Annotated in this window: 15 protein-coding genes; 13 read left to right on the plus strand and 2 right to left on the minus strand. The window is 29.4% G+C overall.

Going from position 1 to position 17,808, the window contains the following annotated elements; genetic code table 11:
* Nucleotides 1-32: 32 nt before the first annotated feature.
* Nucleotides 33-1,214 (minus strand): dicarboxylate/amino acid:cation symporter, encoded by a 1,182-nt coding sequence (locus tag OW763_RS14780; RefSeq protein ID WP_268042061.1) that lies wholly within the window; start codon nt 1,212-1,214, stop codon nt 33-35.
* Between the two features lie 681 nt (nt 1,215-1,895).
* On the opposite strand from OW763_RS14780, the gene ilvA reads away from it, so the two are divergent.
* From ilvA to rho, 10 genes are all read left to right on the plus strand, one after another.
* Nucleotides 1,896-3,110 (plus strand): threonine ammonia-lyase, encoded by a 1,215-nt coding sequence (gene ilvA / locus OW763_RS14785; protein WP_268042063.1) that lies wholly within the window; start codon nt 1,896-1,898, stop codon nt 3,108-3,110.
* A 385-nt stretch (nt 3,111-3,495) separates the two neighbouring features.
* Nucleotides 3,496-4,152, plus strand: a complete 657-nt coding sequence (gene spoIIR / locus OW763_RS14790) for a stage II sporulation protein R (protein WP_268042065.1) — start codon at nt 3,496-3,498, stop codon at nt 4,150-4,152.
* A 94-nt stretch (nt 4,153-4,246) separates the two neighbouring features.
* Nucleotides 4,247-5,614 carry a germination protein YpeB gene (gene ypeB, locus OW763_RS14795; protein WP_268042067.1) on the plus strand — a complete coding sequence of 456 codons (1,368 nt, stop codon included), beginning with the start codon at nt 4,247-4,249 and terminating at the stop codon, nt 5,612-5,614.
* A gap of 302 nt (nt 5,615-5,916) precedes the next feature.
* On the plus strand, nt 5,917-7,557 hold the full coding sequence (locus tag OW763_RS14800) for a SulP family inorganic anion transporter (protein WP_268042070.1): 1,641 nt from the start codon (nt 5,917-5,919) through the stop codon (nt 7,555-7,557).
* Between the two features lie 231 nt (nt 7,558-7,788).
* Nucleotides 7,789-8,820, plus strand: coding sequence for a D-alanine--D-alanine ligase family protein (locus OW763_RS14805; protein WP_268042075.1), 1,032 nt, complete (start codon nt 7,789-7,791; stop codon nt 8,818-8,820).
* 32 nt (nt 8,821-8,852) lie between these two features.
* Nucleotides 8,853-9,836: a tRNA 4-thiouridine(8) synthase ThiI gene (locus OW763_RS14810; RefSeq protein WP_268042077.1), complete on the plus strand. Its 984-nt coding sequence runs from the start codon at nt 8,853-8,855 to the stop codon at nt 9,834-9,836.
* A 17-nt stretch (nt 9,837-9,853) separates the two neighbouring features.
* Nucleotides 9,854-10,279: a YwiB family protein gene (locus tag OW763_RS14815; RefSeq protein WP_268042079.1), complete on the plus strand. Its 426-nt coding sequence runs from the start codon at nt 9,854-9,856 to the stop codon at nt 10,277-10,279.
* 515 nt (nt 10,280-10,794) lie between these two features.
* Nucleotides 10,795-12,399 carry a CTP synthase gene (locus tag OW763_RS14820; RefSeq protein WP_268042081.1) on the plus strand — a complete coding sequence of 535 codons (1,605 nt, stop codon included), beginning with the start codon at nt 10,795-10,797 and terminating at the stop codon, nt 12,397-12,399.
* Between the two features lie 284 nt (nt 12,400-12,683).
* Complete coding sequence (locus tag OW763_RS14825) at nt 12,684-13,028, plus strand: hypothetical protein (protein WP_268042083.1); 345 nt, start codon at nt 12,684-12,686, stop codon at nt 13,026-13,028.
* Between the two features lie 180 nt (nt 13,029-13,208).
* A complete protein-coding gene (rho, locus tag OW763_RS14830; RefSeq protein WP_268042085.1) occupies nt 13,209-14,648 on the plus strand; it encodes a transcription termination factor Rho in 1,440 nt (479 codons plus the stop codon).
* A gap of 21 nt (nt 14,649-14,669) precedes the next feature.
* Here the strand turns inward: rho and rpmE are convergent, their stop codons facing one another.
* On the minus strand, nt 14,670-14,885 hold the full coding sequence (rpmE, locus tag OW763_RS14835) for a 50S ribosomal protein L31 (protein ID WP_268042087.1): 216 nt from the start codon (nt 14,883-14,885) through the stop codon (nt 14,670-14,672).
* A 213-nt stretch (nt 14,886-15,098) separates the two neighbouring features.
* Between rpmE and OW763_RS14840 the strand changes: the two genes are divergently transcribed.
* The 3 genes from OW763_RS14840 (at nt 15,099) to prmC (ending at nt 17,769) form a co-directional block, all read left to right on the plus strand.
* A complete protein-coding gene (locus tag OW763_RS14840) occupies nt 15,099-15,716 on the plus strand; it encodes a thymidine kinase (RefSeq protein WP_268042089.1) in 618 nt (205 codons plus the stop codon).
* A 26-nt stretch (nt 15,717-15,742) separates the two neighbouring features.
* Nucleotides 15,743-16,741 carry a DUF1385 domain-containing protein gene (locus OW763_RS14845; protein WP_268042091.1) on the plus strand — a complete coding sequence of 333 codons (999 nt, stop codon included), beginning with the start codon at nt 15,743-15,745 and terminating at the stop codon, nt 16,739-16,741.
* Nucleotides 16,742-16,920: 179 nt separating this feature from the next.
* The gene (gene prmC, locus OW763_RS14850) at nt 16,921-17,769 is read left to right on the plus strand and encodes a peptide chain release factor N(5)-glutamine methyltransferase (protein ID WP_268042093.1); all 849 of its coding nucleotides are present in this window, start codon (nt 16,921-16,923) and stop codon (nt 17,767-17,769) included.
* Nucleotides 17,770-17,808 lie beyond the last annotated feature (39 nt).

The raw sequence follows: 17,808 nt of genomic DNA on the forward strand, positions 1-17,808 counted from the left end.
TTTGTAGGGCTTTATTTATTATTTAGTTTAAATTAAGCAGCAGTTGTTTTTGATGTGCTTTTTGATTTCTTTTGAATAGTATCAACTATCATAGCTACAGCTTGGTCACCTGATACGTTACAAGCTGTTCCAAAACTATCTTGAGCTATATATAGAGCTATCATTAATCCAAGTAAAGCTTCGTTGAAGCCAAGGATTGATTGTAATACTCCAAGAGCTGCCATTACAGCACCACCAGGTACTCCAGGCGCTGCAACCATTGTTACACCTAACATTGCTATAAATGCGGCAATTTTACTTATATCTAAAGGCATGCCATTTAACATCATAACAGACATTGCACAAATTGTTAAAGTTATTGTACTTCCTGATAAGTGAACAGTAGCACAAAGAGGAATAACAAAGTCTCTTACACCTTTACTAGTTCCGATTTCTTCTGCACATTGTAAATTAACTGGTATAGTTGCAGCAGAAGATTGAGTTCCTAAAGCGGTTAAATATCCTTTAATTTGAACTTTTAAAGATCTAAATGGATTTCTACCAGCAATAGATCCACTAATTGTAAATTGAATTGTCATCATTATCCAATGAAGAGCTAAGATTATTATGAAAACTTTCCAGAAAACAGACATAACAATTGCAACTTCACCAGTATAAGCTAAATTAGCAAATATTCCAAGTATATATATTGGAAGTAGTGGAATAACAACACCTTCAATAAGCTTTGTTATTATTTGTTGGAAACCTATAGCAGCATCTTTTAACGTTTTGTTTTGTACTTTAGCTATACCTAATCCCAAAACGAAAGCGAATATAAGTGCAGACATAACTTCCATTATTGCTGGCATTTTAATAACGAATAATGGATCAAGAGCTTTCTTCGCTTCTGTGATATTACTAGCAGCATCAGATGTGATTATTGATGGCAATATAGTTTTACCAACTAATAAAGCAGTAAATCCTGAAAGTAATGTGAAGCAGTAAGCTAAACCAACTGTGATTCCTAATAACTTACCAGCACCCTCTCCTAATTCAGCAATACCTGCAACGATAAATCCTAAAATTATCAAAGGTATTATGAAACCAAGAAATTCTCCGAAGATAGAACTGAATGTTCTAAAAATACGAACAATAATATCTGGAGCATAACTACCAATAAGAACACCTAGGATAATAGCAATAATGATTTTTGGAATTAAACCTAATTTTTTCATAGTTTTTTTCCTCCTTAATATAAATATATTTATTATTATGTAAAAGTAAAAAAATTAAATTAGATCATATTGTCAACATTTTCTAAAACATGAAATTTTATAAAATGCTGACATCATAAATTATTGAATTTTATTTAAGTATATCAATCTGATTTAACGATTATGAAATTTAAACAAAACAATAATTCATATATCAAATAATTTAAAAATGTAAACGTTATTTAAAAAAACAAAATAATTAAGTAAAAATATTTTTATACTGTTTACGTAAATGAGTATATCATAAGGGGATAAGCATTTCAATTGTCTTTTTAAAAAAAATCGAAATTCTTTCAGTGGGACACACATGTTCTTTGCATAAAGCAATGTTACAAAACTATGTTTGTTATTGGGATACACGTGTTTTCCCAGGAAATTTTATTCGATTTTTCAGCATTTTTTGCAAAAAAGGTAGTGACAATTTCAAAATTTAACTTATAATAAAAGTAGCTAGATGAATAAGGGTTTGCTCACTACGTGAAACTTAAACTGATGTATATTTCAAAATTCATAATAGTCTGAAATTTTACCTTGAAATATATACGTTTACATTTTGACTTAACAAAATATAGTTTGCTAGCTGAAATTAAAGCTTAAATATACAAAGTATACAAAATATATAAATGAGAGGGAGAAAAGAATATGAATTTAGATTTAAACAAAATTAAACAAGCACAAGAAAATATAAAGGGAGTAGCGAGAAGAACTCCACTATTTTATTCAAGTACTTTTTCAAATCAAAGCGGATATGAAGTTTATTTTAAATGTGAAAATAAGCAAAAAACAGGCGCATTCAAATTAAGAGGAGCTTATAACAAAATAGCTAATTTAACACAAGAAGAAAAAGATAAAGGAGTACTTGCATCATCAGCAGGAAATCACGCTCAAGGAGTAGCATATGCAGCAACTGCTTTTGATGTTAAATCTACTATTGTTATGCCAGCTACTGCACCTCAAGCTAAAGTTCAAGCAACAAAAGGATATGGTGCTGAAGTAGTTCAATTTGGAGAAGTTTATGATGATTGTTACGGTAGAGCAGTAGAAATTCAAAAGGAAACTGGCGCAACTTTTGTTCATCCTTTCAATGATGAAGATGTAATGGCAGGACAAGGAACTATTGGTCTTGAAATTTTAGAAGATTTACCAGAAATTGATGCAATAGTTGTTCCTATCGGTGGTGGCGGATTAATATCAGGAATAGCTGTAGCTGCTAAAGCTATAAAACCTGATGTTAAAATAATAGGAGTTCAACCTGAAATAATAGCTTCAGCTAAAGCTTCTGTAGAAGCTGGAAAAGTAGTAACAGTTAAAGGTGCTAAATCTTTAGCAGATGGTATATCTGTAGCTACTCCTGGAGATAATTCATTCAAATATATTCAAAAATATGTTGATGAAATAGTAACTATTACAGAAGATGAAATATCACGAGCTATGTTCCAATTGATGGAAAGAGGAAAATTAATAGCAGAAGGAGCAGGAGCTTCACCACTAGCAGCTTTGTTAGCTGGCAAAATAAAAGTAGATGGTAAGAAAGTAGCACTACTTATTAGTGGAGGAAATGTTGACATAGCTATGGTATCAAAGATAATTAATAGAGAATTAATACTTCAAGAAAGAAGAATTTCTTTCTCTGTAGAATTAAAAGATAAAGTTGGACAACTTGGATCACTTATTACTAAAATAGGTGAATTAGGAGCTAATATTGTAAAAGCAAGACAAGAAAAGAACTGGGAAGCAAAAGGACTTGAGTATGCAAATGTAACTTTTGAAGTAGAATCACAATCAAAAGAACATTCAATGAACATACTTAATGCATTAAAAGAAGCTGGATATGATTTACGAGTAATTAATAACTAATATAAAAAACATATATTAATAAAAAGGGTGTAGAATTATTATAATTCTACACCCTTTTTATTTGAGAAAATTGCATACTATAAGAAAAGTGTGAAACACTTTTTAGTTGACAGATGACAGAGGAAAATTGACAGTGAAGGAAAGAATTAAGCTGAGTTTAATTCTAAATCCGCAATTTCAACAAGTTGAAATGTACGTAAGCAACTATGTTGCAATATATTGTAGTTTTGCGTTAGCAAAACATTATTCACTGTCCACTGTCCTCTGTCAATTGTCAACTATAAGAATATTGTTACACAATATTCTTATAGTGTGTATACAAATTTATTTCGTGGCAATAATCACTAATAACAAAGCAAAAAAGAATATTAGGGGGACAAGCGTTATGAAAAAGATTATTGCCGTGTGGATATTTTTATTAATTTTATTTGGGAGTATATTAGGGGGGGGGTATAAACAAGTTAATGCAAGCCAAGAGACTATTGCTAAAAAAATTATAAGATTTCATGTTATAGCTAATAGTGATACTATAGAAGATCAGGCTTTGAAGTTAAAGGTTAGAGATGAAGTTTTAAAATATATTTCACCTAAACTTAAAAAATCGAGCAGTATAGAGGAATCAAGAAAAATAATTAGAGATAGCGATGAATGTATAAAAAAAGTAGCACAAAAGGTTATTAGAGAAAAAAAATATAACTATAAAGCAGAGACGATTTTATCTCATGAGAATTTTCCAGTTAAAAGTTATGGAAATATAACTTTACCAGAAGGAGAATATGAAGCATATAGAATAATAATAGGTAATGGTAAAGGGCATAATTGGTGGTGTGTTATGTTTCCGCCTTTGTGTTTTACTGACATAACTAAGGGAGAAGTTGCGTATAAGGAAACTGAAAGGGAGATGAAACAGACATTAACGCCACAAGAATATGAACTTGTAAATAATTCAGATAGCGATTTAAAAGAAGATGATGAAATAATTGTTAAGTTTAAATTTATGGAAGTTGCAAAGAAGATAAGAAAAAAAATCCAAGGGAATTAATTCTCTTGGATTTTTATGTATAACAACAATTATTACAACAAATACTACCGTTAGGAGTTTTTAGTTGGTAAAAATAAATGAAAGGAAGAGTTGTATGAAAATGACTAAAAAGAGAATTATATATACTGTTGTTGTAGCTTTTATAGTAGTGTTTTCAACTACTTTTGCTATTTTAATGACTCTTGAAAGAATGGATTATAGGAATTATCTGCAAGGTGAATATAATAAAAATATGAATCAATTAGTTGATGCTGTAAGAAATATAAAGGTTGATTTAACGAAAGCTGCTATAGTGGGTTCGAGGGAACAAAGTATAGTTGTATTTGAGGATGTTTTCAGATATGCTGATATTGCTAATGACAAAATACACTCTCTTCCTGTGCCACAAGAATCAATTGAAGGAACAAGTGAATTTCTATCTCAAGTAGGAGATTTTTCATATAGTCTTGCTAAAATTTCGTCACAGGGAAATGAATTAAGTAATGAAGATTATAAAAATATTGAAGATTTAAAAAATGAAGCTGACTATCTATTGATGCAGTTAAATGAAGTTCAATCAGATATAAATGCAGGTGAAGTCAAATGGGGAGAAATAAGAAAAAGAGCAAGTCGTGGATTGAGTAAAAATACTGAAAAAATAGCAACTAGTAAGTTTAAAGCAATACAAAAACAGGTTGTTCAATACCCTGCTCTTATTTATGATGGACCTTTTTCTGATAATGTGTTAGATGTAAAACCCAAAATAATGTCTCAAAAAGAAATTAGCGAAGAACAAGCTATTGCTATTGCAAAAAAACTTTTAAATAAAGATAGGATTAGTAATATAACAAAACGAAAAGAAGAAGGGAAAACGAGAATACCTGCATATGGTTTTGATGTTCTGATTGAAGGAAGAGAAAAAGAGGAAAATGTTGTTTTAGAAGTAAGTAAAAATGGAGGCAAGGTTATTTATTTATTGGATAGTAAAAAAATAGGAGAGCCGAAACTAAATGTGAAAAAAGCTATTGACATAGGAAGCAAATATTTAAAAGATATTGGATATAAAAATATGGAATCTACATATGCTTTGAAACAGGAAAAAACAGCAGTTATAAGTTATATTTATAAACAGGATAATATTGCTATATATCCAGATCAAATAAAGTTGAAAGTAGCTTTGGATGACGGCAAGATAATAGGCATAGAATCTGAAAAATATTTAGTGGCACATACTGAAAAAAGAGATATTCCTACTGCTAAGATAGATATATCAAAAGCTAAAGAAAGGGTTGGGAAAAAACTTAAGATTACTTCTGAAAGGTTTGCTATAGTGCCTACTGAAGCTGATAAAGAAGTACTTTGCTATGAATTTAGTGGAACTTATAAAGATGATGGTTTTATAGTTTATATAAATGCAGAAACTGGATACGAACAAAAGATACTCCAAATTATAGATACACCAAATGGACAATTAACCATATAAAAAAAGTGCTATGCACTTTTTTTATATGGTTAATTTACTTAGTTTAGTTATACTGATGTACTTGTTTTATCTATTTTGTTAAGTTAAGTTGGCTTGTGTTGAGGTTTGAATGAAGTAAAAGGGGTAAAATTGCAATCTATGAATTGTAATATAATAATGTTCATTTGTAATGTTATTAGATTTAGTAGAGCAAACTTAAATTTGAAATATAACCAAGATTTTGTTGATAAATATAAAAAAGGTACTATAATTATATAGGGTTTAAAAAGAAGACAAAAGAAAAATGTTTGGAGGTTTTATTAGTGTTAGTACCAAAATTATTTACATGTTTAAAAGATTATACTAAGGAACAGTTTGTGAAGGATATAATTGCAGGTATCATAGTTGCAATTATTGCGTTACCTTTATCCATAGCTTTAGCTATAGCGTCAGGTGTTTCTCCGGAGAAAGGAATGTATACGGCTGTGGTTGGAGGCTTTATAATAGCCTTGTTGGGTGGTAGTAGAGTACAAATAGGAGGTCCTACGGGGGCTTTTGTAATTATTGTATATGGTATTGTGGAGAAATATGGATTGGAAGGTTTGACAGTAGCAACTATAATTGCGGGTATTTTTTTAATTATAATGGGGGTATTTAGATTTGGAGCTATGATAAAGTATATACCTTATCCTATAACTACAGGGTTTACCAGCGGTATTGCTATAACTATATTTTCTACTCAAATAAAAGATTTCTTTGGATTATCAATAGATAAAGTTCCTTCGGAATTTATTTCTAAATGGGCTATATATTTTGAAAGTATAAAATCTACAAATTTAACAACTCTATTCATAGGGGTGTTATCACTTTTGATAATAATGTTTTGGCCTAAAATAAATAAAAAAGTGCCAGGAACGCTTATAGCTGTTGTAGCAAGTACAGTTATAGTTATGGTTTTTGGAATGAATATTGAGACTATAGGTAGTCGTTTTGGAAATATATCAGGAAGTTTTCCAATGCCTACAATTCCTAAAGTTAATATTAATATGATAAGAGAACTTATTATACCGGGAATAACTATAGCTATTTTAGGTGGAGTTGAGTCGCTTCTATCAGCGGTAGTTGCAGATGGGATGATTGGTGGAAATCATCGTTCCAATATGGAACTTGTAGGACAAGGAGTTGCTAATATATTTTCCGGTATTTTCGGCGGAATACCAGCTACGGGTGCTATTGCAAGAACTGCTGCTAACGTTAAAAATGGAGGAAGAACACCAATTGCTGGAATTGTACATGCTATAAGTCTTTTAGTTATAATGTTGGTTTTTATGCCCTATGTTAAACTGATACCTATGGCTTCTTTGGCGGCTATATTAATTGTGGTATCTTATAACATGGGAGAATGGGAAGCTTTTAAAAAAATAGTTAAAGCACCTAAAAGTGATGCTGTAGTGTTTTTAAGCACTTTTTTATTAACTATATTTTTGGATTTGGTGGTAGCAATAGGTATTGGGGTTGTTCTTTCTTCTTTCTTATTCATGAGAAGAATGGCAGAAGTTACAAATGTTACGTATGATTTAGATGCGAGAGAAAATGATGAATGTGCGAAAATTTTAGAAAATAAATCTATTTTAGAACAGATTTCTTTTTACGAAATTAGTGGGCCGTTCTTCTTCGGAGCTGCAGAAAAATTTGTTAATGTGATTAGGGAAATAGGAATATCATCTAAGGTTTTAATAATAAAAATGGGTAATGTACCAGCTATGGATGCTACGGCTTTTCATGCTGTCGAAATTTTATATGATATTTGCAAGAAAAACAAGACTAAACTTATTATTTCGGAACTTCAAGAACAACCTGTGCAGATGCTTAATAAATACGGGTTTATAGAAATGGTAGGAGAAAAAAATGTTTGTAAGGATATTAAGGAAGCAGTACAAAGAGCTCATGAATTATTAGAATAATTTTATATAAAAATAAAATACGAGAAAGTTACTAAGTGGATAAAGTAATATGATGTATAGAATGTTATTATAAAGAGTAAAAAATATTTAATAGTTCACATATTTAGAGGGTTAGTATATAATTTTAAGTGTTTGTAATTGGAATTAAAGCAAAATGTATAAATATATATTATGTGATAAAATTTAGATGAAAAATATTTGATTAATAAGTTGTGTAAGGGGAGAAAAAGTATGAAAAAGAAAGTAGCTATATTGTTTGGAGGACAATCTACAGAACACGAAGTATCACGTGTTTCAGCATCATCGGTGTTAAGAAATATTGATTTGGATAAGTTTTGTGTTTATCCAATAGGAATCACAAAAAATGGAAAGTGGTTTAAGTATACAGGGGATATAGATAAGATAGAAAATGGGGAATGGGAAAAGGATGAAGAATGTAAGATTTCTAGTGGATATGAAATTCTTTTCAATAGGGAAGTAGATGTGGTTTTCCCTGTGATGCATGGATTGTATGGAGAAGATGGAACGATTCAAGGGTTGTGCAGACTTGTGGATTTGCCATGCGTAGGTCCTGGAGTGATGGCTTCGGCAGTTTGTATGGATAAAGTTTATACAAAGTATGTTTTAGAAAATTTTAATATAAAACAAGCTGAATATGTGGTTGTAAATGCTCATGAGTATAGAAAAAATAAGGATAAAATATTAAAAAATATTGAGAATAAATTAGGTTATGATGTATTTATAAAACCTTCTAATAGTGGTTCTTCTGTGGGAATAAGTAAAGCTTGCAACATACAAGAATTAGAAACTGGATTAAAAGAAGGACTAAAATTTGATAGAAAGATTTTAGTTGAAAAAGCTATTAATGCAAGAGAAATTGAGGTTGCTGTACTGGGAAATGATGAGCCTGTAGCTGCAATTCCCGGAGAAATTATTCCTGCTAATGAATTTTATGATTATGAAGCTAAATATTCAAATGCTGAATCTAGACTATTGATACCTGCTGCCTTAAGTGAAGAAAAACTTGAAATGGTAAAAAAACAAGCTATTAAAATATATAAAATGTTAGATTGTGCAGGGTTGTCTAGAGTTGATTTTTTAGTAGATAAGGAAACAGAAGAAGTATATTTAAATGAAATAAACACTTTACCTGGATTTACTAGTATAAGTATGTATCCTAAAATGTGGGAAGCGTCAGGAAAGTTATATGGCAATCTTATAACTGAACTTATAGAACTTGGTATAGAGAGAAATAATAAATAATATATAATAGGGTAAATTGAAAGGAGAAACTTATGACGAAAGCATTGGCGCTTATATCTGGAGGATTAGACAGCATACTTGCTGCGAAGCTTGTGAAGGATCAAGGAATAGAAGTTATTGGAATATGTTTTAAATCGTATTTTTTTGGAGCTAAAAGTGCAGAGAAAATGACTAAACAAATCGGAGTCCCTTTAGAAGTTGTGGATTTTTCAGATGAACATTTAGAAATAGTCAAAAGTCCAAAGCATGGTCATGGTAAGAATATGAATCCTTGTATTGACTGTCATGCCATGATGATGAAAGAAGCTGGAAAACTTTTAGATAAATATAATGCGGATTTTATTATAACAGGAGAAGTTTTAAATCAGAGACCTATGTCTCAAAACAAATCTTCACTAAATGTTGTGAAAAAAGAATCTGGAATTGGAGAAAAGATACTAAGACCGCTTTGTGCTAAGGTTTTGCCTGAAACGGAAATGGAGAAAGAAGGATTGATTGATAGAAACAATCTACTAGGGATTTCGGGTAGAGGAAGAAAAGTTCAAATGGAACTTGCTGAAAAATGGGGCATAAAGGATTATCCTTCACCAGCAGGTGGATGTAAGCTAACAGAACCTAATTATTCAATACGACTTAGAGAACTATTGGAACATGTAGAAAACCCTAGTGAAAGAGAATTAGAACTACTTAAATATGGAAGACATTTTAGAGTATCAGAGGGATGTAAAGTCATTTCTAGTAGAACAGCTGTAGAAGCTGATGAAATAAGAAAATTAGTTAATGATCAAGATATCGGATTTTTAGTTAAAGATTTTAAGGGCTCAATGGTCATTATTGATGGAGAATCCTCAGATAAAGACATTGAGTTTGCAGCTAAAGTTGCGGGTAGATATTCTAAGGGAAAAGATGAAGAAAAAATTAAGGTTATATATGGAGAGTATGCTAAGCCTTATAATAAATCTATTGAAGTAAAACCAGCTTCAGATGATGAAATAGCTGAATTTATAATTAGCTAATGAAAGAGAGGAATAGTATGAGCAAGAAAAAGGCTATTATATCTGTATTGAGTAAACAAAAGGGAAGTGAAAATGACGCTATAGAAATTGTTACTCAAGGGGAATTTTATAAGAAAGAAGAATGTTATTATGCAGTTTATGATGAAACGGAATTATCTGGCATGAAAGGTACTACTACTACATTTAAAATAAAACCTGACCAATTCAGTCTTATAAGAATGGGTAGTACTACTGGCAAAATGAACTTTAAGCATAATGGTAAAGATGTGTCTATGTATAATACTCCTTATGGAACTCTAGAGTTATTTATAGACACTCAAAAAATCGATATAGATATTAATGATGATGGAGGAAGTATTGCCATAGGTTATGATATGAAGTTAGAGGGGCAGAAGGCTATAAAAACAGAACTTGATATAAATATAAAAACTAAAGAAAGTTAAATGTGTGTTAAGACTCACCTTATTTGGATAATGATTCAAATAAGGTGAGTCTTATATGTATAGAATGGATAAGTGTGAAAAAATAATACAAATTATATGCTCGGTGAAAGGTATAGAAAAGAAAGAATTATATAAAATATTAAAAGATAGAGAATATAAATATTTTTGTTTTTGTTATTGAAAAAAAATAATTGTGATAATAGTGAAAAGATAAACAAAGATTTTTCTATAAATAATAAAAGAATTATAAGATACAATATAAGAAAAGGGAAAGAGAAAGTCCTTATAAATAAAGGTTTTAGAGAAATATATTTTGGAATTGAAGAAAGACTTAATAATAAAGTGTATAAATAAAAAAATATTACCTCAAAAAAAGTCTAGCATTATTAAAAAAAATGTGATATTATATTTATTATGTTTCAGGGCGCAGATTAACCATTTTATAGGGTAATTTCTATTATAATGCTTAATAAGTAACTTGTCAACAGTTTTTACATACAAAAGGAGGAGTTTTTTTGAATACAAAATATGTTTTTGTAACTGGAGGAGTTGTTTCTTCATTAGGAAAGGGAATAACGGCAGCTTCTCTTGGAAGATTATTAAAAAACAGAGGACTAAAGGTTTCTATACAAAAGTTTGATCCTTATTTAAATATTGATCCAGGTACAATGAGTCCCTATCAACACGGAGAAGTTTTTGTTACAGATGATGGAGCCGAAACTGACTTGGATTTAGGACATTATGAAAGATTTATAGATGAAAATTTAAGTAAAAATAGTAATGTAACAACGGGTAAAGTTTATTGGTCAGTTTTATCTAAAGAAAGACGCGGAGACTATTTAGGTGGAACTGTTCAGGTAATACCTCATATAACAAATGAGCTTAAAGAAAGAGTTTATAGGGTAGCTAAAGAAAAAGATGTAGATGTAGTTATTACTGAAATTGGTGGTACAGTTGGAGATATAGAATCTTTACCTTTTTTAGAAGCTATAAGACAAATTAAATACGAAGTTGGACCAGAAAACACATGCTTTATTCATCTTACTTTAATACCGTATTTAGGTAAAGCTGGGGAACTAAAAACTAAACCTACTCAACATTCTGTAAAAGAATTAAGAAGTATTGGTATTCAACCAGATATCTTAGTGTGTAGAAGTGAAAAATCTCTTCCACATGAAGTGAAAGAAAAAATAGGTTTATTCTGTAATGTGAATGCAGACGCGGTAATTCAAAATTTAGATGCAGAAAACCTTTATCAAGTACCTTTAATGCTTCATGAAGAAGGATTGGATAATTTAGTTTGTAATAAGTTAAATTTAAAATGTAAGGGAATAGACAATTCTGAATGGATACAATTAGTAGAAAAAGTTAATGATTTAAAACAAAATGTAACTATTGCACTTGTTGGTAAATATGTAGAACTTCATGATGCTTATCTTTCAGTAGTTGAAGCTTTAAATCATGGAGGGATTTCCAATGATGCTAATGTAGATGTAAAATGGGTAAATGCAGAACATATTACAGTGGAAAATGTAGATGAATATTTAAATAATATAGATGGAATATTAGTTCCAGGAGGATTTGGAGATAGAGGAGTAGAAGGGAAAATAGAAGCTATAAAATATGCTAGAATTAATAAAGTACCTTTTTTCGGAATATGTCTTGGAATGCAGTGTTCAGTAATAGAATATGCTAGAGATATATTAGGATATAGTGATGCTCAAAGTTCGGAAATAGATGAAACAACAAAGCATCCAGTAATTGATTTAATGCCTGAACAAAAAGATGTAGATGAAAAAGGTGGAACAATGAGGCTTGGATTATATCCTTGTAAGCTAGTTGAAGGTTCTAATGCTGAAAAAGCGTACGGAAAAGAAGTTATATATGAAAGACATAGACATAGATATGAGTACAATAATGAATATAGAAAACAATTGGTAGAGGCAGGTCTTAAGATAACTGGAGTAAGCCCAGATGATAGATTGGTTGAAATAGTAGAGGTAGAAGATCACCCTTGGTTTTTAGCTACTCAATTTCATCCAGAGTTTAAATCAAGACCAACTAGACCGCATCCTTTATTTAAAGATTTCATAAAAGCTTCAATAGATAATAGTAAGTAATAAATAAGTAAAAATAGTGCAAATTTTTAAAGATTGTTATAGATAAGGTGGCTAGAGTGTTTAACTAATGCTCTAGCTATTTCCTTTTATGAAAAATCGAATAGATATTAAACGATTTTATTATGTATTAATGGAATATAATTTAAAAATATTGAAAAAATTGAAGGAAATATAAAAAAAAGATAGAATTTATTAATATAGAAAGTCCAAAATGTTACTTAAAGTAAAGATTTAAAATTAATTTCCGTAATAAAGAATTTTTGTAAAGTATGGAGGTGTAATGAGTGGTAATAAATGCTGTTATCAGTATAGCTTTTAAAAATTGTATTGGACAGTATGATATGATTAGGTTACCGGTGTTTAAAATAACTAATTTGCCTACATATTTTTCAGGTTTACAAATAAATTATATAGATAGTAAGGAAATTCAAATTAATGTTAAATGTCCTATATGTGGAGAATGTCATAATTACACTTATAATATTGTAGAGTTTATTAAAGGGACCATGATAATTGGTGGGTGCGAGAAAATAGGGTTACCTATATTTTTTATTGGCAATACAGAGAAGGTTGAACAAAAGATTAATAAATATAAAGAAGTTAATGAAAAAATACATGCAATGATTTAAATTCAGTAGTAATCTTACATAGCTTTTTATGTATAGGTTACTTTTTTTTATCAAAGAACTAGATAAAAAATAAGAAATGGGTTATAATCTAAAAAGTGATACCTTTCAAATATTTCTTTATCGAATGTTTATTCCCTAAGGTTTAATATAAAATAATAATTGAATATGGAGGTGCTATGTTTGTCAGGTGAAAATTTACAAGACATGACAGTTGTTGAGCTTAAAAAAGTAGCTAAGGAATTAGAAATTAAAGGGACTTCTAAGATGAAAAAAGCTGATTTAATAGAGGCAATAAATAAGAAAGCTTCTATAAGCATAAACAAAGATGGAGTTACACTAAGAGAGAATATAAGTCCTAAAGAAAATATAAGTTCTAGTGTTATACATAAAAAAGAAAATGACAAAGATATAACAGAAAAAAAAGAAGTTAAGAATGAAGTTGAAACTAATAACAGTAATAAAGATAAAGAAAAAAAATTACGAGATATGATTCATGAATCAGAAAGATCAAAAGGTGTACTTGAAATTATTGAGAATAATAATTATGGATTTCTAAGAGGAGAAAATTATTTAACAGGACCTAAAGATATTTATGTATCTCCTTCACAAATAAGAAGATTTAATTTAAAAACAGGAGATGAAGTTAAGGGAAAGGTCAGAACAGCAAAAGAAGGAGAAAAGTTTCAAGCACTTTTATATGTTGAAGAAGTAAATGGAGAAGAGCCAGAAAAAGCTGCAAGAAGAAAGAAATTTGAAAAATTAACACCTATCTATCCAACTCAAAGATTAAGACTTGAAACTAGTCAATTAGATTTATCTTCAAGATTAATGGATATAATTTCTCCAATAGGTAAAGGGCAAAGAGGATTAATAGTAGCTCCACCTAAAGCTGGAAAAACTACTCTTCTTAAAAAAATTGCTCACAGTATATCTAAAAATCATCCAGAAACAAAATTGATAGTTTTATTAATAGATGAAAGACCTGAAGAAGTAACTGATATGCAAAGATCGATTAATGGTGAAGTTATTTATTCAACTTTCGATGAAGAACCAGAACATCATACTAAAGTTGCATATATGGTACTTGAAAGGGCTAAGAGAATGGTTGAACAAGGTCAGGATGTTATAGTCCTTTTAGATAGTTTAACAAGACTTGCAAGGGCATATAACTTGACTATTAATCCTACCGGTAGAACTTTATCAGGTGGACTTGATCCAGGAGCTTTAATAATGCCTAAGAAATTCTTTGGTGCTGCTAGAAATATAGAAGAAGGTGGAAGTCTCACAATACTTGCTACTGCGCTTGTAGATACTGGAAGTAGAATGGATGATATGATTTTTGAAGAATTCAAGGGAACGGGTAATATGGAAGTTCATTTAGATAGAAAACTTGAAGAAAGAAGAATCTTCCCAGCTATAGATATCTATAAATCAGGTACAAGAAGAGAGGATTTATTACTTTTACAAGAAGAATTAGATACTGCATTTAGAATTAGAAAGACAATGTATAATGAAGGAAATATAGGAAAAATAACTGAAAAACTTATAGGAATATTATCTAAAACAAAAAACAATAAAGAGTTTTTAAATATGTTTAATAAAGAAAAATGGGAAAGATAAAATCTTTCCCATTTTTTAATATTATTTATTGTCTGCTTTTAAGTTGTATTTCTTCATGAATTTTTCTACTCTTCCACCTGCATCTAGTATTTTTTGTTTTCCAGTGTAGAATGGATGACACTTAGAGCATACATCAACTTTAAGTTCTTTTTTAGTAGAACCAGTAGTGAAAGTGTTTCCGCATGCACATTTAACTACTGCATCATGGTGGTATTCTGGATGTAAACCTTCCTTCATTTGTTTCACCTCGCTTACCATATTATTCTTGTTAAAGAATAATTCAAACCAAATTGTCAACTTCTAAAATTATAACATAGAGAGTATAAAATATCAATAAAAAGTATGTCTTTTATTAGGTTAATATATTTAACTTGAAATTTAAGCGAATAAACATGTACAATAAATTAGTAAACTAGAATTTTAAATAAGCAATGGAGGCATCAATAAAAAATGAGCAAATTGTATTTTAGATATGGAGCTATGAATTGTGGTAAATCAACAAATTTATTGCAAGTGGCTCATAATTATGAAGAACGTGGAATGAAGGTTATTATTATAAAGCCTAAAACCGATAACAAAGGTGGAGAAAAAGTAATTTCAAGACTTGGAATTACACGAAAAGTTGATTTGTGGATAAATAAAAATGAGAATATTTATGAAAAAGTAAAGGAATGGATTCAACAAACGGGGAAAATTAATTGCATTTTAGTTGATGAAGTACAGTTTTTCAGGAAAGAACAAATAGATCAACTATTTGAAATAGCTGTTAAATTGGATATTCCAACAATGTGTTATGGACTTCGTACTGATTTTCAAATGAAAGGTTTTGAAGGAAGTTCAAGATTACTTTTAATAGCGCATAGTATAGAAGAATTAAAAAATATTTGTCATTGTGGCAAAAAAGCTATTTTAAATGGAAGAAAGATAAATGGAAAATTTGTTTTTGAAGGAGAACAAGTAGCCATAGATAATAGTGATGATATAGAATATGAGGCGTTATGTCCGAAATGTTTTTTTGAATACAAAGAGAAATATAAAAAAAATAAAAATAATAAAAATAATATTTAATACATTATTAAGAAAGAGGTGAATATATGAAAAAGAATTGCTCCGTTGGAGGTCAGGCTGTAATTGAAGGTGTTATGATGAGGGGCGGCAAGGGAGTAGCTACTGCTGTTAGAAAAACAGATGGTGAAATTGCTGTTGATTTTCAAGATATTAAACCACTTTCTAAAAAGAATAAGTTTTTTTCACTTATAATTGTAAGAGGGTTTATTAATTTGATAGATTCTTTAATATTAGGAATAAAAACACTAAATTATTCTGCATCGTTTTTTGAAGAATGTGAAGAAGAAGAGTTATCTAAATTTGATAAGTGGATTGAAAGTATTTTTAAAGATAAAACTAATGATGTTATTATGGGATTTTCATTATTTATATCTTTTGCGTTTTCCATACTATTATTTTTTGCAATTCCAACCTTTGCAGCTAATGCATTTAAAAAATTAAGTATTGATAATAAAATTGTTCTGAATATTTTAGAAGGAGTTATGAGAGTTGGAATATTTCTAATATATATATGTATTATAGGTAAAATGAAGGATATAAATAGAGTGTTTCAGTATCATGGAGCAGAACATAAAACTATATTTTGTTATGAAAAAGAGCTAGAGCTAATACCAGAAAATGCAAAACAACAACAGAGATTACATCCTAGATGTGGTACCAATTTTTTATTTCTTGTAATGATAATAAGTATTATCTTGTTTTCTTTAACTCCGTGGAATTCGATTTGGGAAAGAATTATATATAGAATAGTTCTACTTCCAGTAGTTTCGGGAATAACTTATGAGATTATAAAATGGATGGGAAAAAGCAATAGCAAGATATCTAAAATTTTAGCATATCCAGGACTTATGCTTCAGAAACTTACAACAAGAGAACCAGATATAAGTCAGCTAGAAGTTGCAATAAAAGCGTTAAAGGTTGCTGAAGGAATTGATAAAATATCTGATAATGATAATCAACAATTGGCTGTGGATAACGAAAATTTTAAAGAGTTAATTAATAATGAACAAGATAAAAATAATTAATAATTGAAAAATTTGATAAAAAATCTAAATATGGCAAGAATTTAAAGTGGTAATAAGATATCAATTAGTACAAGATAGAAAATTATAGATACATTAATTTATTACTAAAAATCACCTGCATGTATGTAGGTGATTTTTAGTGGTAATGATAATTACAAATTTAAAAAGGAGGTGCTGTTTTGAAAGTAGGTGAATTATTGATTAAAGCTTATAATGTTTTAAAAAAAGAAAATATAGATACTTATATGCTGGATTCACAACTTTTGCTTCAAAAGGTTTTAGATAAGGACAAATTATTTATAATGTTAAATAGAAACTTTGAAGTTACTAAACAACAGGAAGAAGAATATTTAAAACTTATCCAATGTAGAAGAAATAAAATGCCTGTAAAGTATATTTTAGGAGAATGTGAATTTATGGGTATGAATTTCAATGTAAGACAGGGAGTGCTTATACCTAGACCAGATACTGAAATTTTAGTAGAAGAAGTTTTAAAAGAAACTAAGAAGAGTGAATATATTCAAATATGTGATTTGTGTTGTGGCAGTGGAGCTATAGGAATTTCTATAGCAAGTTTCATTGATATTGCTAGGATTTATGCCTATGATATATCTGAGAGTGCTTTAAGTGTTACAGTAGAAAATATAGATAAATTTTCTTTAAGTGATAGAGTGAAAGTAGAAAAAAGTGACTTGCTTGAAAAAGCGATATCAAAAAAAATAAAATTTGATGTTATTGTGTCAAATCCACCTTATATATGTGAAAAAATTATTCCTACATTAATGGATGATGTTAAAAATTATGAACCATATATAGCTTTATGTGGTGGTGAAGATGGTTTGGATTTCTATAGGAGGATAACAAAACAAAGCTTGTTAGTTTTAAATGAAGGGGGATTATTAGCTTTTGAAATAGGCTATGATCAGTCAGAAGAAGTGAAAAATATATTAAAAAACAATGGGTTTAAAGAAGTTAAATGTATAAAAGATTTATCAGGACTTGATAGAGTAGTTACAGGAATAATTTAGAACGAAGAAAGATATTTAACCAAGATTAAGTTAAAAAAG

The sequence above is a fragment of the Clostridium aestuarii genome, assembly GCF_026735135.1.
In the GTDB taxonomy this organism is placed as follows: Bacteria; Bacillota; Clostridia; order Clostridiales; family Clostridiaceae; genus Clostridium_H; species Clostridium_H aestuarii.